This window comes from Neobacillus sp. NPDC093127, from assembly GCF_044754175.1.
Lineage (GTDB): Bacteria > Bacillota > Bacilli > Bacillales > Cytobacillaceae > Neobacillus.
The window spans coordinates 1-18,837 of sequence record NZ_JBIVOP010000018.1 but is presented as its reverse complement, the minus strand read 5'-3'; the positions used below and the strand labels follow the sequence as shown (position 1 = coordinate 18,837).

22 protein-coding genes are annotated in these 18,837 nt (G+C 45.4%); 16 read left to right on the top strand and 6 right to left on the bottom strand.

Annotated elements, in window-relative coordinates; all coding sequences use genetic code 11:
• Positions 1-6 precede the first annotated feature (6 nt).
• From ACIQCO_RS21205 to ACIQCO_RS21195, 3 genes are read left to right on the top strand one after another with little or no spacing between them, the layout of a single operon-like run.
• The gene (locus tag ACIQCO_RS21205) at positions 7-942 is read left to right on the top strand and encodes a substrate-binding domain-containing protein (RefSeq protein WP_400432233.1); all 936 of its coding nucleotides are present in this window, start codon (positions 7-9) and stop codon (positions 940-942) included.
• Between the two features lie 42 nt (positions 943-984).
• Positions 985-1,374 carry a YwdI family protein gene (locus ACIQCO_RS21200; protein WP_400432230.1) on the top strand — a complete coding sequence of 130 codons (390 nt, stop codon included), beginning with the start codon at positions 985-987 and terminating at the stop codon, positions 1,372-1,374.
• Between the two features lie 46 nt (positions 1,375-1,420).
• Positions 1,421-1,792 (top strand): DUF423 domain-containing protein, encoded by a 372-nt coding sequence (locus ACIQCO_RS21195; RefSeq protein WP_400432227.1) that lies wholly within the window; start codon positions 1,421-1,423, stop codon positions 1,790-1,792.
• 250 nt (positions 1,793-2,042) lie between these two features.
• Here the strand turns inward: ACIQCO_RS21195 and gerQ are convergent, their stop codons facing one another.
• Both gerQ and hemQ read right to left on the bottom strand, forming a co-directional pair.
• The gene (gene gerQ, locus ACIQCO_RS21190) at positions 2,043-2,549 is read right to left on the bottom strand and encodes a spore coat protein GerQ (RefSeq protein WP_400432224.1); all 507 of its coding nucleotides are present in this window, start codon (positions 2,547-2,549) and stop codon (positions 2,043-2,045) included.
• A gap of 426 nt (positions 2,550-2,975) precedes the next feature.
• On the bottom strand, positions 2,976-3,719 hold the full coding sequence (gene hemQ / locus ACIQCO_RS21185) for a hydrogen peroxide-dependent heme synthase (protein WP_400432222.1): 744 nt from the start codon (positions 3,717-3,719) through the stop codon (positions 2,976-2,978).
• Positions 3,720-3,962: 243 nt separating this feature from the next.
• On the opposite strand from hemQ, the gene pta reads away from it, so the two are divergent.
• Together pta and lipL are read left to right on the top strand one after the other, a co-directional pair.
• On the top strand, positions 3,963-4,934 hold the full coding sequence (gene pta / locus ACIQCO_RS21180; protein ID WP_400432219.1) for a phosphate acetyltransferase: 972 nt from the start codon (positions 3,963-3,965) through the stop codon (positions 4,932-4,934).
• A 280-nt stretch (positions 4,935-5,214) separates the two neighbouring features.
• Positions 5,215-6,045, top strand: a complete 831-nt coding sequence (lipL, locus tag ACIQCO_RS21175) for an octanoyl-[GcvH]:protein N-octanoyltransferase (protein WP_400432216.1) — start codon at positions 5,215-5,217, stop codon at positions 6,043-6,045.
• 75 nt (positions 6,046-6,120) lie between these two features.
• Here lipL and ACIQCO_RS21170 read toward each other — a convergent pair whose 3' ends face one another.
• Positions 6,121-6,870 (bottom strand): RsfA family transcriptional regulator, encoded by a 750-nt coding sequence (locus ACIQCO_RS21170; protein ID WP_400432213.1) that lies wholly within the window; start codon positions 6,868-6,870, stop codon positions 6,121-6,123.
• Positions 6,871-7,164: 294 nt separating this feature from the next.
• Between ACIQCO_RS21170 and ACIQCO_RS21165 the strand changes: the two genes are divergently transcribed.
• The 4 genes from ACIQCO_RS21165 to ACIQCO_RS21150 all read left to right on the top strand — a co-directional run bounded on the left by ACIQCO_RS21165 (position 7,165) and on the right by ACIQCO_RS21150 (position 9,899).
• Entirely contained in the window at positions 7,165-7,386 is a 222-nt protein-coding gene (locus tag ACIQCO_RS21165) for a YuzB family protein (RefSeq protein ID WP_024027438.1), read from the top strand.
• A gap of 317 nt (positions 7,387-7,703) precedes the next feature.
• On the top strand, positions 7,704-9,005 hold the full coding sequence (locus ACIQCO_RS21160; protein WP_400432209.1) for an HD domain-containing protein: 1,302 nt from the start codon (positions 7,704-7,706) through the stop codon (positions 9,003-9,005).
• Positions 9,006-9,038: 33 nt separating this feature from the next.
• Positions 9,039-9,542 carry a YwgA family protein gene (locus ACIQCO_RS21155; RefSeq protein ID WP_400432206.1) on the top strand — a complete coding sequence of 168 codons (504 nt, stop codon included), beginning with the start codon at positions 9,039-9,041 and terminating at the stop codon, positions 9,540-9,542.
• A gap of 135 nt (positions 9,543-9,677) precedes the next feature.
• Positions 9,678-9,899, top strand: coding sequence for a hypothetical protein (locus ACIQCO_RS21150; protein WP_400432203.1), 222 nt, complete (start codon positions 9,678-9,680; stop codon positions 9,897-9,899).
• Positions 9,900-10,027: 128 nt separating this feature from the next.
• Here ACIQCO_RS21150 and ACIQCO_RS21145 read toward each other — a convergent pair whose 3' ends face one another.
• A complete protein-coding gene (locus tag ACIQCO_RS21145; RefSeq protein ID WP_066093998.1) occupies positions 10,028-10,213 on the bottom strand; it encodes a 2-hydroxymuconate tautomerase in 186 nt (61 codons plus the stop codon).
• A 168-nt stretch (positions 10,214-10,381) separates the two neighbouring features.
• Between ACIQCO_RS21145 and ACIQCO_RS21140 the strand changes: the two genes are divergently transcribed.
• Positions 10,382-11,023, top strand: coding sequence for a site-2 protease family protein (locus tag ACIQCO_RS21140; RefSeq protein WP_400432201.1), 642 nt, complete (start codon positions 10,382-10,384; stop codon positions 11,021-11,023).
• A gap of 27 nt (positions 11,024-11,050) precedes the next feature.
• Positions 11,051-11,560: a YwhD family protein gene (locus tag ACIQCO_RS21135; protein WP_400432198.1), complete on the top strand. Its 510-nt coding sequence runs from the start codon at positions 11,051-11,053 to the stop codon at positions 11,558-11,560.
• 136 nt (positions 11,561-11,696) lie between these two features.
• Here the strand turns inward: ACIQCO_RS21135 and ACIQCO_RS21130 are convergent, their stop codons facing one another.
• Positions 11,697-13,763 carry a transglycosylase domain-containing protein gene (locus tag ACIQCO_RS21130; RefSeq protein WP_400432196.1) on the bottom strand — a complete coding sequence of 689 codons (2,067 nt, stop codon included), beginning with the start codon at positions 13,761-13,763 and terminating at the stop codon, positions 11,697-11,699.
• Between the two features lie 195 nt (positions 13,764-13,958).
• Here ACIQCO_RS21130 and speE point away from each other — a divergent pair, with 195 nt between their 5' ends.
• From speE to ACIQCO_RS21105, 5 genes are all read left to right on the top strand, one after another.
• Positions 13,959-14,786, top strand: a complete 828-nt coding sequence (gene speE, locus ACIQCO_RS21125; RefSeq protein WP_066093988.1) for a spermidine synthase — start codon at positions 13,959-13,961, stop codon at positions 14,784-14,786.
• A gap of 80 nt (positions 14,787-14,866) precedes the next feature.
• Positions 14,867-15,739, top strand: a complete 873-nt coding sequence (gene speB, locus ACIQCO_RS21120) for an agmatinase (protein ID WP_400432453.1) — start codon at positions 14,867-14,869, stop codon at positions 15,737-15,739.
• A gap of 190 nt (positions 15,740-15,929) precedes the next feature.
• Entirely contained in the window at positions 15,930-16,334 is a 405-nt protein-coding gene (locus ACIQCO_RS21115) for a YwiB family protein (protein WP_400432193.1), read from the top strand.
• Positions 16,331-18,004 (top strand): arginine--tRNA ligase, encoded by a 1,674-nt coding sequence (gene argS, locus ACIQCO_RS21110; RefSeq protein ID WP_400432190.1) that lies wholly within the window; start codon positions 16,331-16,333, stop codon positions 18,002-18,004. Before ACIQCO_RS21115 ends, argS begins: the two co-directional genes overlap by 4 nt.
• Before the next feature lie 311 nt (positions 18,005-18,315).
• On the top strand, positions 18,316-18,495 hold the full coding sequence (locus ACIQCO_RS21105; RefSeq protein WP_066093981.1) for an H-type small acid-soluble spore protein: 180 nt from the start codon (positions 18,316-18,318) through the stop codon (positions 18,493-18,495).
• Positions 18,496-18,640: 145 nt separating this feature from the next.
• Here ACIQCO_RS21105 and ACIQCO_RS21100 read toward each other — a convergent pair.
• The coding region (locus ACIQCO_RS21100) for a hypothetical protein (RefSeq protein ID WP_400432186.1) at positions 18,641-18,837 on the bottom strand (197 nt) is incomplete at its 5' end.

Sequence of the window (18,837 nt, the reverse complement as noted above, 5' to 3'; positions counted from 1 at the left end):
ATGGACATGTCTAAGGAAATTTCCTATACGATTGAAGAGGTTTCGCAGCTGTTAAAAGTATCGAAACTAACGATCTATGATTTGATAAAAAAAGGGGAGCTTCCCGTATTCCGAGTCGGCAGACAGATGCGGATGGATGCAGCCGATTTAGACCGGTATATAAAAAATCAGAAGTCTGCGCAAATGCCCGCTTCCGCAGTTCCTGCTCCGGAATCACACAGAACGGAAATGAGGGAATCCCACAACATCGTCATTAGCGGACAGGATATCGTCCTTGATATCCTCGGAAAACAGATCGAGAAATGTTCTCCCTATAAGTCACTCCGGTCGTATTCCGGCAGCTTAAACAGCCTCATCTCTTTATATAATGGAGACTGTGATATTGTGAGTTTACATATGTTTGATGGCGACACTGGAGAATATAATCTGCCATATGTTAAAAGAATTTTAACCGGGAACCGATACATTGTCCTCAATCTTGTTGCCAGAAAAGCAGGATTATATGTTAAAAAAGGAAACCCGCTCAACATCACATCCTGGACGGATTTAAGTCAGCCGCACATCACGATGATCAATCGTGAAAAAGGGTCGGGAGCAAGAATCCTGCTTGATGAGCAGCTTAGAATTCACAACCTTTCAACGCAGTCGATTATCGGGTATGAGCACGAGGAGACGAATCATTTAAGTGTCGCTTCTGCCGTTGCCACCGGCAAGGCCGATGTCGGCGTAGGAATTGAAAAGGCGGCAAAAATGGTCGGTATTGACTTTGTCCCGTTAATTACCGAACGGTATGATCTCGTCCTGTTAAAAACGCCTGAAAATGAAGCGCTTATCCGGATTGTCAAAGAGATTTTATCGTCTTCATTGTTTCAAACAGAAATCAACTCTCTGGGCGATTATGATCAATCGCAAACAGGTTCAGTAATATATGAAACCTTTTAGTGCTGACAAATTTTGACTTGTTTCACGTGGAACAGGAGAATATTGTCGAAAGAAGAGAAACAAAAGGGAATCAGAAGGGAAATGTTCGAAGTGAATATACCTGTGCAGACATTATTAGCAAAAATCGAAGAAGAATTAAAGCTGGCAAAAGGCAGTGCCAAGCAGGAAAGCTTGCGGGAAAAAGTTTACTCGATTAAAATATTATGCGAATTGATTCTCGACGAAAAAACGGCAGCAAAAATGGAAGTGCCAGTGATTCAACCGACTCCGGTTATTGGGCAGCAAGATTATCAACAACCTGCGATGAATCAACAAATATTCCAACAGCCCATCCTGAATCAACAAGTTTTCCAGCAGCCGTCCACGCTGCAACAAGGGAAAAAAATAGAGATGGACGACGAGGCAAACGGCGATTCGTTACTTGATTTTTAATCGAGTAGTTTGGCGCTGAAGCTAGAAAAGAATGGAGGAATTGTAGATGAAAGCATTTATTATTGTGGGCGCTATCAATGCCTTTGTGGCCGTTGCGCTTGGTGCCTTCGGTGCACACGGGTTAAAGGACAGGCTCGATGCGCATTATTTAGAGATTTGGAAAACCGGTGTTACCTATCAAATGTTCCATGCGACAGGGATTTTAATCATTGGGATTCTCCTTGGGAAGGCGGGTGCCAGCTCGTTATTCAGCTGGTCCGGCTGGCTGATGCTTGCAGGGATTATTTTGTTCAGCGGCAGCTTGTACCTATTGAGCTTAACGAAAGTAGGCGTCCTTGGCGCAATTACACCAATTGGCGGCGTTTGCTTCTTAGCAGCATGGGTCTTGATGATCGTCGGCGCAGTGAAGAACTTTTAAACTTTTTAAAAAGGCTGTGTTAAAGAATATTGTTGCTTTTGATTACAATGTTGATCTTCGTTTCAGGCGCGAGACTCCTGCGGGAGCAGCGGGACAGGTGAGACCCCGCAGGCGCATTAGCGCCGAGGAGGCTCACCGCCCGCCCCGCGGAAAGCGAAGCGCCTGGAACGGAAATCAACATTCCCTTTTAACACAGCCTTTAAAAAAGAAAACACCAATTGGCGGACAATTGGTGTTTTTGCAGTTTCGCTTATCTTGGCGGGAACGTGCTTAAGGACGGGGCACCACCGAATGAAGATTCATACTCGATTTCTTCCGCAAATGTAATGTAGTCAACGGCGACCATCGGAATAAGGTAACGTGTTCCTTTCTGCGGATCACTTAAAATGACATGATCCCTTCCTGCCGCTTCAATAATCCCGGTAAATTCCTTCGCATTCCATTGGCTGTTCCCTTCAAAGGTTGTAAAGACGTGGACGAGTTTTCCTTTGTTTAAACGTAAAATGTTTTCGATGTATGACTGCTCAATTGGCAGCATGCCTGGCACTTGGGCCCCTCCAGCTGGTGGAGCCGGGAACGTCACGGGCCCACCAGCTGGTGGCGGGAATCCCCCAGATGCAGCTGGTGGAAATTGCTGAAATCCCTGCTGTTGTACGGGCATAAATCCCTGCCCCCCGCCTGAAATCGGCTGAGCGCCCTGCTGTCCGGCAGCGCCGGTATAGGGCTGAAAACCTTGTGGATTGTAATATTGGCTCATCTTTTTTCCCTCCTAAACTAGTTTGGCGTTTGACGCCAACAAATAAAATGGAACTACAACACATTCAAAGGACCAAACTAACCTAATAAAGGCGGTGTGAGCAAAGCTGAACAACATCCAATACGATGCGATAAACGTAAACTTCCCACTAAAATTTGTAGTACAGCAACGTTTATGCGGCGCTCCGCCCCTTTTCCGAAATATAAACATAAACGAATGGCCCAACATTCTATTGATACTCCCCTTACTCCAAAAAGTGACTGCTGGAAAGAATAAAAATCTCTTCTCTTTAGTTGGGGGTCAATCATTAAGACTCGCTGTTTTATTTGTATGAGGGAAAGTCCGAATATATGACTTGAGGATAAACGGCGAGATGAAAAAAAAAGCTCCCAGCATCTGCTGAGAACTTTTTATATATGCTGCTTCTTAAACGTGAAGGAATGTTGCCACGCGTTCTTCCTCTAAAATATTGCCGACAAAGAAGGCACCGAATTCACCGTATCGGGCACTCACTTCATCAAAACGCATTTCATAGACAAGCTTTTTAAATTGGAGGACATCCTCGGCAAACAAGGTCACGCCCCATTCATAGTCGTCAAAACCAACGGATCCAGTGATAATTTGCTTCACTTTCCCTGCATATGTACGGCCGATCATCCCGTGGCTGCGCATCATGCCGCGGCGCTCTTCCATCGGCAGCATGTACCAGTTATCGTTACCTTGGCGGCGTTTGTCCATTGGATAGAAACAGACATGCTTTGTTTTTGGTAATGTTGGATACAGGCGTGCAAGGACTTGCGGATTTTGGTATGGATCCTCTCCTGCTGGCAGGTAGTTGCTGAGCTCAACAACCGAAACATAGGAATGAGCCGGAATTGTAAATTCAGCCAGTTTCGTTTTGTTGAATTCGGTTTCAATTTCATTCAACTCTTCCATTGTTGGACGAAGGATCATCATCATAAAATCAGCCTTTTGACCGACAATTGTATATAAAGCATGGCTGCCTTCTTTACGCTCCTGTTTTTGATTCCATTTTTCTATTAGGCTTAAAAACTCATGAATGGCTGCCTGGCGCTCGTCACTAGAAATCATTTTCCAAGTCGTCCAATCCACCGTACGGAAATCATGAAGGCAATACCAGCCATCAAGTGTTTGTGCTGCTTCACTCATTATAATCACTCCTAAATGATAATTCTGTTTATAACTATATCATAGTTTGACCAAGAGGCGAATGAATAAACCTCTTGGTCACCGTAAGTGGTTATTTTTATCAAAAAAGGGTAATAGTAAAACGGAGTTGCCATTTTTTAAAAAATAAATTTATAAATGAAAGCGCTGACTGTGACTACTTTGCTTGAAATTTTACCACGGTAAAGTATGCTAATAATGGAGTTTGTTTAAGGAGGGTTTAGTGTGAGTGATTTATTTGAAGGTTTAAAGGGTAAAATTTCCGGTCGCGAGTTGAAAATTGTTTTTCCAGAAGGATTGGACGAGCGGGTTGTCCGTGCAGCCGGCCGCTTGGCTGCGGAAAAATTAATGACGCCGATTTTGATTGGCAATATTGAACAGGTACAGGCAAAAGCGGCAGAGGTCGGCGTTTCGCTAGAGTCTGCGGAAATCTATGATCCGGCGAGCTATGCAGGCATGGACGAGCTGGTTGCCGCCTTTGTTGAACGCCGCAAAGGGAAAGCTACAGAGGAAGATGCGCGCAAGATTCTCCTCGATGAAAACTATTTCGGCACGATGCTTGTGTACTTAAATAAAGCACATGGTTTAGTGAGCGGCGCGGCCCATTCAACTGCGGACACGGTGCGCCCGGCACTGCAAATTATTAAAACAAAGGCCGGCGTTAAGAAAACTTCCGGTGTGTTCATCATGGTACGCAACGATGAAAAATATGTGTTCGCCGACTGTGCGATTAATATTGCTCCTGATAGCAATGATTTAGCGGAAATCGCTGTGGAAAGCGCGAAAACGGCGGAGATGTTCGATATCGAGCCGCGGATTGCGATGTTGAGTTTTTCAACGAAGGGTTCAGCCAAATCGGAGGAAACGGAACGAGTGGCTGAGGCAGTAGCGGAAGCGAAACGCCGTGATGCAACGCTTGTGGTGGACGGAGAATTTCAGTTCGATGCAGCATTTGTTCCATCTGTGGCAAAAAGTAAGGCGCCGGGTTCCGTGCTGCAGGGCGATGCGAATGTGTTTATCTTCCCTAGCCTCGAAGCTGGTAACATTGGTTATAAAATTGCTCAGCGTTTGGGTGGATTTGAGGCGGTTGGCCCGATTTTGCAAGGCTTAAATGCGCCAGTAAATGATTTATCACGCGGTTGTAATGAAGAAGATGTGTACAAGCTCGCGTTAATTACCGCGGGTCAGGGTTTGTAAGAGATTTGGGGCTGGTCCGAGTGTGGGCTGGCTCCTTTTTATTTGGGTTTTTAGGACCGAAATTTGGTTTTGTCTATTTTTTGGGGTGTTTTGTCTTTTTTTTTGAGGTTTTGTCTATTTTTTCGTCCAGTTTGTCTATTTTTTTGCCCCTTTTGTCGATTTTTCAATGGGTTTTGTCTATTTAGACATTTTATGGAAAATTAAATCAGAAATCTGATAACGACAAGGCGTCCGGCGTTTTGATACAATAATCTTATCAATTCATTAAGGAGTAACCAACATGGAAGACTTACTGCGCCAGCCCGAGTGGCGGATCATTGACCAATCCGCGGTCGGGATGCACTTTCAAGCAATTCAATCGTTCGGTACCGACGATACTATCTGTGCCTCGGTCGGGGCGGGCGAGGCGCCGGCGACGGCAAGGACATGGGTTCATCACAATACGATTGTCCTTGGCATCCAGGATACAAAATTGCCGTATTTACGAGAAGGGATTGAATTTTTACAACAGCAGGGCTACGAAGTGATCGTCCGGAATTCCGGCGGCCTAGCGGTCATTTTGGACGAAGGTGTCCTTAATATCTCGTTAATTTTTCCAGAGGCTGAAAAAGGGATTGATATCAATCGCGGCTATGACGCGATGTGGCTTCTGATTCAAAAGATGTTTGCTGATTTCCCGTACGAGATTGAGGCCAGGGAAATTGTCGGCTCCTACTGTCCGGGCAGCTTTGACCTTAGTATTAATGGAAAAAAGTTTGCCGGCATCTCCCAGCGCCGCCTCAAAAAAGGGGTCGCAGTTCAGATTTATCTCTGTGTCAATGGCAGCGGCAGAAACCGGGCCGAGCTTGTGAAGCAATTTTACCAGCGGGCGAAACAAGCCGAACAAACAAAATTCGTCTTCCCGGAAATTGTCCCTGAGGTTATGGCCTCGCTCTCGGAATTGCTTGAGACCGATTTCACGATTGCCGATGTGATGCTGCGTTTATTAAACCAGTTAAAGGCGAATAGTGATTTTTTATATGCGGGGCAATTGAATGAGTTCGAGCTGGGATTATTTCCTGGTTATTTCCAAAGAATTGCTGAACGGAACGAACAGGTAAAAAGGCCGTAAACCCATTGAACAGGGATTTACGGCCTTTCTATGATAAAGATGCTGCACTTTATTCTCTTCTCCCAATGCTATCTCTTATTCAGCGACTTTCTCTAGATTCCCATTGCGATCCATTTTGAATTTCGTTGCTGGTCTTTCCTCTTCTTCAAATAAAACAAGCTTTCTGGCCCGGTTCATGATTTTCATGAGTGTCTCGTAGTCTTCCTGAATGGTTTCGGAATTCTGTTCGAGTCCGGCAATCTTTGCTGCCATTTCCTCGTTTTGCTTTCTTAGCTCTGCCATTTCCCTTTTCAATCTTTCATTCTCACTTTTTAATGCTTCATTTTGCAGATTGGCATGATGAAAGTTTTGCAAATAATGAATGACTGAATCGAGCGTGAGTCCTGTTGTCGCCGGCTGTCTGTAAGTCTGAGTTACAGCTGGTTTTACATATGTTTCAGCGGCGAATTCGAGGTTCATTTCCGGCACTTCAACAGTAGTTTCCAGCGGCATTTCGGCTGGCAGCGGCAAGGTTTCCATTTCCTCTGACGCGGCGGTAACGGTTACCGGCGGACTGTACAGCAGCTTTTTCTTGCCGCCCTGGTCCTTGCCTAAAACTCTTTGTCTTTGTTTCCGCTGCTTTTTGGCTAACTGTAATGCTTTTTCATAGCGGTGGCGGACAACGGCGTTCCATCTGAAGCCGCAGGCCGCGGAGGTTCGGTTCAGCTTGTCCCCTACCTCTTCAAAGGCGTTCAGCTGTGTACTGCCTTCGCGGACATGGCGGAGGACAGTTTCGGCCAACAGCAGATCATTCTCATCTGTCCATGCGTCTTGACGAACTTTCATATTTTTTCAACTCCCTAATAAAATTTTCCAATTAACGGTGTCAGGCATGATCCTGACGATTTTTAAAAGTTCTAGTCTTATCATGGACAAGTTTTTCAAGCTTTATACCAAAAGGAATGAAAGGATAGTAGATTTTTTAACTAAAAGATTTATTATCGCTCGGGCGTATTGCTAAAGATTGCAACTTGCATTGGCAAATGAGAAAATGTAAAATACCAATGGAGTTAACCGGTTTTTAAAATCCTTGAAGGATTAAATAAATATAGAGATTGACCGTAGAAAGGGTTGTAACGAATGTCGAATGAATTTCGTGTTTGTGATGATTGCCAGGCCGTAAATTTGAAGACATTAATCCCTCGCTTGAAAGATATCGATCCGGATGCCGACATCAAGATTGGCTGCCAGTCCTATTGCGGACCCGGCCGGAAAAAAACCTTTGCCTTCGTTAATAACCGCCCAGTTGCCGCATTAACGGAAGAGGAATTAATGGAGAAAGTTAGTAAAAAGGTAAAATAATCACCTCAGTCTGAGAGCTTGGGTGATTTTTACTTTTTATAGGATTTGGTGCCTGACACCCTTTTCCTTTTTATGGAACGTGGTGCCTGACACCCAAAGCAGGTTGTCGAAAAATCCTGCGGAATTTTGCTGAAAAATAGGTGGATTTTAGGATATAATAGGAGCAAGAAAAGCGGAAGCGCCTTGCTCAGCCCCGACAAGCACAAGACGAGCCGGACGAAAGGTTGCTTTTTAACCTTTTGGCCGGATTGGCTTGTGACCTCGTGGGGCTAGGCGCTGGAGCTAGCCAAGCAAGTATATGAGGAAGAGGGAAAGCAATGGCATATTCGGCGGAAAAACTTATCGAAGAAAAGGTATTTAAAGACCCTGTCCATCGCTACGTCCATGTGCGCGACCGGGCGATTTGGGATTTAATTGGAACGAAGGAGTTTCAGCGCCTCCGCCGGATTAAACAGCTTGGAACGACCTTCTTGACCTTTCACGGAGCGGAGCACAGCCGCTTTAACCATTCTCTCGGGGTCTATGAAATTGTCCGGCGCATCATTGATGATGTGTTTGCCGGCAGGCCGGAATGGGACGACAATGACCGGCTTCTGACCCTGTGTGCCGCCCTGCTCCACGACCTCGGGCACGGCCCCTTTTCTCATTCCTTTGAAAAGGTGTTTGATTTTGATCATGAGGACTTTACCAGGAAGATTATTTTAGGAGAAACAGAGGTAAACGAGATTCTCTTGAAGGTCGGGCCTGATTTCCCTGCTAAAGTAGCCGAAGTGATTGCGAAAACGTCGGAAAAGAAGCTCGTCATCAGCCTGATTTCAAGCCAGATTGATGCCGACCGGATGGATTATTTGCAGCGGGATGCGTATTTCACCGGTGTCAGCTACGGCCATTTTGACATGGAAAGAATCCTAAGGGTGATGCGGCCGCGGGAAGACCAAGTCGTGATTAAAAAGAGCGGGATGCATGCGGTTGAGGATTATATCATGAGCCGCTACCAGATGTACTGGCAGGTATACTTCCATCCGGTATCAAGGAGCGCCGAGGTGATCTTGACGAAAATCCTTCACCGCGCCAAGCAATTGTTTGAAGAAAACTATGCTTTTAAATACGAGCCGCTCCACTTTACGTCCATTTTTCATGGCCAGGTAACATTAGAAGACTATTTAAAATTAGATGAATCTGTTATTTTATATTATTTTCAAATTTGGCAGGAGGAAGAAGACGCTATTTTACGCGACCTTTGCCGGCGCTTTGTCAATCGCAATCTGTTCAAGTTTGCCGAATTTGATCCTGCGAAAGAATACAAGAAGCTCGCCGAACTGAATTCCTTATTCAAAAAGGCAGGGATTGATCCGGAATATTATTTGGTTGTCGATTCGTCATCGGATTTGCCGTATGACTTTTACCGCCCCGGTGAGGAAGAGGAGCGGCTGCCGATTCATTTGTTGATGAAAAATGGAGATTTACGGGAGTTATCACGGGAGTCGGAGATTGTCGATGCGATTTCGGGAAAAAGAAGAACCGATCATAAGCTTTATTACCCGGCTGATTTTCTTTGGGATGACTCGACGAAAAAGAATCTTAAAAGACAAATACGGGCGCTTTTAGAGATAGAATGAGTGTTGGTTAATTGGAGTAGGAGATGACGAACATTGTTAAATGATCATGCGAAGCTGATGCAGGCGATTATGGTTTCCGGTGAAATTACCGGCAGAAAAAAGCTGCAAAAGATGATATATATTGCCAAGAAGATTGCCTTTCCCTTTCAGGAGCGGTTTCAGTTTCACTTTTATGGTCCGTACTCGGAGGAGTTGACGACAAGGGTGGAGGAACTTTGTAATATGGGGTTTCTCGATGAAGTGAAGGAGAAAAAGGGCGGCTATTTTCAATATCGCTACACGTTGACGGACTCAGGGAAAGAGTTTTTGAGCCTGAATGAGGTGGAAATGCCGTTTTTGCAGGAGTGCCTGACCGATATGAACGGGCAGAATGCTAGATTCCTCGAGCTGGTTTCAACGGTTTTATATTTTGATAATCTTTCAAAAGCGGACGTTGCGAACAAGGTGTTTACATTAAAAAGCAGCCAGCGCTACACCGAGGCCGAAATTGATGAGGCCTATTGCTATATTGAAACGTTGAAAACAAAAATTCAATAAGTTTGGTCAAAGCCGCTTGGAGCGATAAATTCCGGGCGGTTTTTTTGTGGCGGAATCTTCAGTCAAACCCATATTCATTTTTTTGAATATTTGTTATGATTTGTATATAGAATAAATGAGGAAGGCGGGAGAGCAGTGATTATTTGGGTTAGTATTTTTTTAATAATACCACTTGCCGGAATTATTACGAGTCATTTAGAGAAACAGTCTAAAATAAAGCATGAAATAATTAAAGATCAAATCGAACTTGAAAAGATAAAGCATGAAAACTATTTAATCGAAACCGACAAAATGAGACTAGAACTCGAAAAAATGAAGATTGGAAATTTAAATAATGAGTCAAAATTTATAGGATGAAATAAGTGTGAATTCCAAACTTGGATTCACACTCTTTTTTTGTCCACCCCAGGAAGACAAATGTCCACGGAGGGTGTCAGGCACCATGTGAAATTTTCACATGGTGCCTGACACCCTTACCGCTTTTCTTATTTGTCGCTTGCACGGACGCCGCCGACTGCGTAATGGTTTTTGCTCATTTCTTCGATGAAGACGGTAATGTTTTCTGTTGGGGCGCCTGTGGTTTCGCTGACGGCTGCAGTTACTTTTTCAACTAACGCCCGCTTTTGGTCCTCGGAACGGCCTTCGATCATTTTTACGGTTACATATGGCATGATGTGTTTCCTCCTTTAAAAAGTCACTATAAGTAGTTTTTCACAAACAAAGAAAAAGTGCAATCACCGTCAGCGCATTTGCTTTTCTTTTTTGAAGCCGTTTCATGTATACTAAAGGAAAACTAGTGGCGGTCCCTAGGCCGTTTCCATGAGGAAGGAGAAACACTATTGGAACGATTTCTTGCCTACCCGCTGCAGGAGATTCCCTATGTAGCGATTACGCTGATCTTTGCGTTTACGTTTCACGAACTTGCCCATGCCTATGTTGCCTATAAGTTCGGCGACATGACAGCGAAAAACCAAGGACGGCTGACGTTGAATCCAATCAAACATCTTGACCCGTTCGGAACCATCTTAATTTTGATTGCCGGCTTTGGCTGGGCCCGTCCGGTGCCGGTCAATCGTTTTTACTTTAAAAAGCCGCGCTTGGCAGGTGTGCTCGTGTCAGTTGCAGGACCACTCTCCAATTTGGTATTGGCGGTTATCGGGTTTATGATTGCCAACGGGATTAATCGATTCGGCGCCGCGGCATCAGACAATTTTTATCTGTTTCTCGAGATATTCATTCAGCTTAACATCGTCTTATTCGTGTTTAACCTGCTTCCGCTCCCGCCGCTTGACGGCTATCGGATTCTAGAGGATCTTGCCCCTAATCATCTCCGGGCAAAAATGACGCAATATGAACAATATGGAATCTTAATTTTTTTAATTTTAGTGATTACACCATTAAATAGTTATACCATTCAGCCAATGTTTTATAAGGTCGTTCCCTGGGTGTGGAATGTCCTCGGTTCTTTCATTATGGGGTAAATTTAATTAAGGAGGCCTGCACCAGCAATGGATGAAAAAAAGAAGAAGTTAGCTTTTAATATTATCAAAAGTGACCCGACAGACGGGCATAAGGGCTATGGCAAGGGTGCATTAAGTCTTGATAATGTCTCGCCTGTTATAATTGATGTCAACGAAGGCACCGCCGAAATTGATGTCGGCGCCATGCATGCCCGCAGTGTCGTCGAAAAAGGGATAAAATTTTTAAAAACGGAAGAAGAAGTGCCGAACGGGAAACCGTATTGGCTTGTGTGGGTGACAATTGACCGCAAGCCGGAAGGACCGTATTATGCCGGGGTGACCGCCTGCTATATGACCGTAGACCGGGAAATCCGCCGCGGCTTCAAATCACTGCCGGTACATGTGAACCGGATGGATAAGTCATTAAAGCGCCATATCATCGTCGACGAGATGGATGCGAAGTCGAAGCAAGTGCTGGCGGATTTCCTCCGTAGGCATAATGAGGTATTGTGGAATAATTCCAATGATGAACTGAAAAATGGATTAGCAGCAAGGTAAACATTTTTCAAAAGTGGATAATTACTTATGGTTTTTTTGAAAAATAGATAGTATTATTAGCATTGTGTGAATACACGTAAAACTAGGACAGGAAAAGCTCCGGGGAAATTCTCCGGAGCTTTTCTATTTTAGCATATTAACTCCATGGCATTATTTTTTTATACCATGGTACTTTTTTGTTATTCTTCTGTTTCTTAGTGTCTGGTTCTGCATTCTTTAGGTGATCGGTGCAATATTCTGTTGGCTCGGTGCCGGCGACAAAATAGGTGAAGCGCCGGACCGGGCAGTCTTTTGTTGCCAGCTTGCCATTCGCGGGGTCAACGTAAACGCCGATAACTCCCTCTTTTGGTGCTGTAAAAGCCTTGACCGGCTTGCCTTCTAACGCCTCTTCCATAAAGCCCGCCCAGATGTTTTTCGCGTACGTCTTTTCCGCCGTGAGCTCAATCGGTTTGCCAATATCATAGCCCGCCCATACAGCCGTAACGAGCTGCGGCGAATAGCCAATCATCCAGCTGTCTGTTTCCGTTGATCCCGATTTTCCCGCATAAGGACGCGTTAGGTCGTTCATGATCGTGCTGCCGGTGACCTTGGCGTAGCCGTTCAGCTTTTTATCGAAAATACCCGTCAGCATTTGCGTCAGCACAAAAGCCTTGGCCGGATCTAATACCTTTTTTGCCTCCTGCTTTTTTTCAAAAATAACATGGCCATTATAATCCTCGACTCTTGTAATCAAGGTCGGATTAACCCGTTTCCCGCCGTTAGCAAGCAGGCTGTAAGCATTGGCCATTTCAATCACTCGAACGCCTGAAGTCCCTAATGCCAGCGACGGAACCTGCGCCATTTTTGTCGACAGGCCAAAACGCTTGGCCGTTTCGATTAACGACTCCTCACCTAAAAATAAATGTGTCTTGACGGCAAAGATATTATCGGAGACGGCGAGCGCCTGTGCCAGCGTTATTTCGCCGTCTGCATATTTGTTGTTAAAGTTATGAGGTGTATAGTCGGCCTGTCCATCATCAAAATGAAAGGTCGTATATTCGCTTCTCATTGTCGACGATGGGGTAAAGCCCTGCTCAAGCGCCGCGTAATAAAGCAGCGGCTTGATGGTCGATCCCGGCTGCCTTACCGCTTGGACGGCCCGGTTAAACGGACTTTTTTCATAGTCCCGTCCGCCGACCATCGCTTTTAGATAGCCATTTTTCGGATCCATTGCGACTAATCCGACCTGAATTTCCGACGAGCTGGAAACGTATTGCTGGATTTGCCTTTCCGCTGCTTCCTGCTGTTTCAAGTCAAGGGTGGTAAAAACCTTTAAACCGCCGAGGGCAATCGTGCGGTCGTCAAGATGTAATTGATTTTTCAAGGCATTTTTGACCGCATCCTGAAAATAAGGGGCGACCTTAACCTTTTGGGTTGTGTGGATGCCAGTTAACGTTAACGCCTGTGCTGACGCCGTTTTAGCCGTATCTTTTTGGATATAGCCATTTTTCACCATCGTTGCTAAAATAATCGCCTGGCGCCGTTTGGCGTTTTCCATTGAGGCAAGCGGTGAGTAGAGGCCGGGCCCCTTCGGAATTCCCGCCAGCATGCTTGCTTCAGCAAGGGTTAAATCCGCTGCTTTTTTGCCAAAATAATATTTACTCGCCGCTTCGACACCATATGCACCGTTGCCATAATAGATCGTATTTAAATAGCCTTCAAGAATGTCGTCTTTCGAGTAATTCATTTCAAGGCGGATGGTATAAAATGCTTCGTGCAGTTTGCGGTTCCACGTTTTATCGTGTTCGAGAAACAGATTCCGTGCGTATTGCTGGGTGATTGTGCTCGCACCCTGTACCTTTGCAAAGGCTTGAATATCGGCAAGGACAGCACCGGCAATCCGTTTAAGGTCAAAACCATGATGACTGTAAAAACTTTTGTCCTCAATCGAAACGGTCGCATTCACTAAATCCGGTGAAATATCCTTGAGTCCGACCCAGTAGCGCTTTTGACCGCTGTTACTCTCACCAATCAGCGTCCCGTCATCGGCGTAGAAAAGCGTTGATTGCGGAACAGCGAGCGGCGGCGCCCCCAAAATTTTTGCATAGGCAAGAATGCCAAGGAATAGAACAAGCATACAAATCATGCCTATCAAACTGATGATAATAAATGCCCGCAAATATTTAACTGTCTTCCGAAACCCGTGATCAGTCATGATTTCCACTATGTTCACCCCCGGCTAAAAATTTAGATAGTAATAGTATTGAAAAAATAGACTCATTTTAAACATTTTCTGAGGGATTTCATAAAATTTTGCTAGACTTTTTTTTCCGTTTGTAATTCAATAGGTTGGGTAGTATAAAAAAGAAAAGTGAACCTACGGGGTCTGAACCGAGGATAATATGGAAGGAAGATGAAGATGTCAATTTGGTTTACAGAAAAGCAAACTGAAAACTTTGGTATCACAATGAAAGTAAATAAAACCTTACATACAGAGCAAACGGAATTTCAAAAGCTGGATATGATTGAAACCGAAGAGTGGGGCAACATGCTGTTATTAGACGACATGGTAATGACTTCTGTAAAAGACGAGTTTGTTTATCATGAAATGGTGGCGCACGTTCCATTATTTACGCACCCAAATCCTGAGAATGTGCTTGTTGTCGGCGGCGGCGACGGCGGTGTGATCCGCGAAGTGTTAAAGCACCCAAGTGTGAAGAAAGCCACACTTGTTGATATTGATGGCAAAGTAATCGAGTATTCAAAGAAATTCTTGCCGGAGATTGCCGGCTGGCTTGAGGACGAGCGTGTCGACGTTCAGGTGGGCGATGGCTTTATGCATATTGCTGAAAGCGAAAATGCTTATGATGTGATTATGGTGGATTCAACTGAGCCGGTTGGTCCTGCCGTCAACTTATTTACAAAAGGCTTCTATGCCGGTATTTCCAAGGCGTTAAAGGAAGACGGCATCTTTGTAGCACAATCTGATAACCCGTGGTTTAAGGCAGATCTAATCCGAAGTGTACAGCGCGACGTGAAGGAAATCTTCCCGATTACCAATTTGTACGTAGCCAATATCCCAACGTACCCAAGCGGCCTCTGGGCATTCACCATCGGTTCAAAGAAATATGACCCATTAGCAGTAAGCGAAGACCGCTTCCACGAAATTGAAACAAAATACTACACAAAAGAGCTGCACAAAGCCGCCTTCGTATTGCCAAAGTTTGTTGGCGATTTAGTGAAGTAACATGTCGGGGGTCAGACCCCTGACAAGGTTATGCGGTAAAGCGATGGGGGTCTGACCCCATGAAAAAAGGAGATGCAATAATGCGTTTTGATGAAGCGTATTCGGGAAATGTGTTTATTAAAAGCCACCCGAATTTTGAAGAAAGTCAGGTTGTGTTGTACGGAATGCCGATGGATTGGACGGTCAGCTACCGCCCGGGGTCTCGCTTCGGTCCAGCGCGAATTCGCGAAGTGTCGATAGGTCTCGAGGAGTACAGTGCCTATCTTGACCGCGAACTTGACGATGTAAAATATTTCGATGCCGGCGACATTCCGCTGCCGTTTGGGAATGCCCAGCGCAGCTTGGATTTAATTGAAGAGTTTGTTGATCAAATTCTTGCAGCAGGCAAGTTCCCGCTTGGAATGGGCGGCGAGCACCTTGTATCATGGCCAGTAATGAAAGCTGTTTATAAAAAATATCCGGATTTGGCAATTATTCATTTTGACGCCCATACCGACCTGCGTGAGAATTATGAAGGCGAGCCGCTGTCACACTCGACTCCGATTCGAAAAATTGCCGAATTGATTGGGCCGAAAAACGTCTATTCTTTCGGCATCCGTTCCGGGATGAAGGAAGAATTTGAATGGGCAAAACAAAACGGCATGCACATTTCCAAATTTGATGTGCTTGAGCCATTAAAAGAAATCCTGCCAACGCTTGCAGGAAGGCCAGTCTATGTCACGATTGACATCGACGTATTGGATCCTGCGCATGCCCCTGGAACTGGGACAGTCGATTGCGGCGGCATCACATCGAAAGAGCTGCTTGCCTCCATCCATGCAATTGCTCGTTCCGAGGTAAACGTAGTCGGCGGCGACCTTGTAGAAGTAGCGCCAATTTACGACTCCTCCGAGCAAACAGCAAACACAGCAAGCAAACTACTTCGCGAAATGCTCCTCGGCTGGGTAAAATAGGAAAATGGTGCCTGACACCAAAGGTTTGATGCCCTCCCCCTCGCAGGGGCGGGCATCTTTTGATTTGTGTGGTGGCAATGTTTATAATAGATAAAGTATGCGTTGTGGCGCGTATGTTAATGATGAATTTTAGGACGAATAAAGAGAGCTGACTCCGAGTTCCTTTTAAGAAGGAAGTGCAATACTTTTGTTGATTACGGAAATACCTGTAAAAATTAATGTGAAAACGACGATTGATGACCAGGAGACGTTCGAACTGGTGGTGTTTGGCCGCGCTTATCATAAAGGAGATGCGTTTTTTCTTCGGTATGAGGAAGTGCTCGAGGAAGGGACGGTTCGCACGATTGTAAAGGTGGCAACTGAGGAAGCGCTGATTTTACGCGCAGGTGCGGTGAAAATGCGCCTGCCGTTTCGCTTGCATAAAAAATTGCGCGGCAGCTACGAAATGCCGTTTGGTACGTTTGAAACGTTGACTTTGGCGAGAAGGATTGAGCATAAGGAAGGTCTGATTGACATTGTTTATGATTTCACGATGCAGGGCACGCCATCCGGTACATACCATTTAGAAATTACCTTTCAGGAGGATATAAAATGAATATAGTAGAACAAGTTCAAAGTAAAATAAAGGAAGAAATTCGTGCGGCGGTGCTGAAGGCAGGGCTTGCGACTGAAGAGCAAATTCCCGATGTCATCCTAGAAATTCCAAAGGAAAAAGCGCATGGCGATTACTCAACGAATATGGCGATGCAGCTCGCACGGGTGGCGAAGAAGGCGCCGCGGATGATTGCCGAGGCGTTGGTAGCCAATTTTGACCGGTCGCAGGCTTCAATTGAAAAAATTGAACTGGCGGGGCCGGGGTTTATTAATTTTTACATGAATAATAGCTATTTAACTGACTTGATTCCTACAGTCTTGGAGGCTGCGGACAAGTACGGCGAAACGACGGTTGGCGGCGGCCAGAAAATTCAGATCGAGTTCGTGTCGGCCAATCCAACGGGCGACTTGCACCTCGGACATGCCCGCGGTGCGGCGGTGGGTGATTCGCTCTGCAATATTTTAGCGAAAGCCGGCTACGATGTGTCCCGCGAATACTATATTAATGATGCCGGCAACCAGATTAATAATCTCGCATTGTCTGTCGAGGCCCGCTATTTCCAGGCGCTTGGGCTGGAAAAAGAAATGCCGGCGGATGGTTACCACGGGGCTGATATTATTGGCATCGGCAAGACGCTGGCGGAGGAGTTTGGCGATAAGTACGTTGGGGTGCCGGATGCGGAGCGTTTTGAATTTTTCCGCGAGTACGGTTTGAACTATGAAATGGCAAAGTTGAAGAAGGATCTCGCGGATTTCCGCGTCGGCTTTGATGTCTGGTATTCGGAAACCTCACTTTATAAAAATGGAAAAATTGACGAGGCCTTGAAGGCGTTACGTGCGAGCGGCTATGTGTATGAAGAGGACGGTGCGACGTGGCTGCGTTCAACCGATTTCGGTGATGACAAGGACCGCGTGCTGATTAAGCAGGATGGTTCTTACACGTATCTGACTCCGGATATTGCTTATCATAAGGACAAGCTCGGCCGCGGCTTTGAAAAGCTGATCAATATTTGGGGTGCTGACCACCACGGTTATATTCCAAGGATGAAGGCGGCAATCCAGGCGCTCGGCTATGACCGCGAGGCGCTCGAGGTCGAAATCATCCAGCTTGTTCACCTTTATAAAAACGGCGAGAAGATGAAGATGAGCAAGCGGACCGGAAAAGCAGTCACGATGCGCGATTTGGTCGATGAGGTCGGCCTCGATGCGACTCGTTATTTCTTTGCGATGCGCAGCTCGGATACCCATATGGATTTTGACCTCGATTTAGCGGTGTCGGAATCAAATGAAAATCCGGTTTATTACGCACAGTACGCCCATGCGCGGATTTCGAGCATTTTACGTTCCGGCGAGGAGCAAGGTGTGACGGCTGATGCCGATGTTGATTTTTCGCTAGCGGCCTCTTCGGAAAAGGAAATCGACTTGTTGAAAAAGCTGGGCGAGTTCCCGTCGGCCGTCGGCGAAGCAGCGCTGAAACGCGTGCCGCACCGGATTACGAATTATATCTTTGAGTTAGCGTCGACATTCCATAGTTTTTATAATGCGGAAAAGGTGCTGGATAGCGAACAGCCGGAGCGGACAAAGGCCCGCCTCGCATTGGTGAGAGCGGTGCAAATCTCATTGAAAAATGCGCTGGCATTAATCGGCGTTTCAGCACCGGAAAAAATGTAATATTGGTTGGTTGGATTTGGTCCCCTTACTTGGATAAGGGGGCCTTGTTTTTTGAAGTGGACAGTAAATCATGAAAAGTGGACAGTAAATCGATAAAACCGGACAGTAAAAGTAGCAAAGTGGACAGTAAATTACTAAAATCGGATAGTAAATCGGCGAAACCGGACAGTAAATCATCCAAACATGCCAACAGAGGATTTCCCAATCAGCCGGCGGATTTATTTTCTCAAAAAACAGTCCATAAAAATGAATACATCCCAAAAAAATACAAATATTAATAGAGAATTTTCAATGAGGAGTGAACCGAACCCATGAATATAGGAAGAGCAAAGGAGATTGCCGAATCCGCCGATATGATCAATGTGACCTATGACGGGAACCCTGTCATCATCCAGCATGTTGACGAAGCCACAAAAATGGCGCGGATTTATTCAAAGAAGGATCCCGAAAATGAGCGCGATGTTCCAGTGCTCAATCTTATTGAGGAATAATGTTAACAGAGTCCCCGACATTGGTTCGGGGACTCTATTCATTTATAAAAAATAAGAAAAGATCCGGTAACGGTTCGAGGACGCTATTCAATTTTACATATAAATGGGTCTCCGACAGCGGTTTCCATTTTTATAAAAGGCTTTGTTAAAGCACATTGTTGATTTTGAGCACAATGTTGATTGGAGTGGAAGGCGCGAGACTCCTGCGGGACCAGCGGGACAGGTGAGACCCCGCAGGCGCTTTAGCGAGGGCACTGAAAAACTTACGTTTTTTTGTCTTTTCATTTTGAGGGAATATAAAAAAGGTGTCATTTCGTCTAAAATTAGCTGAAATGGCACCTT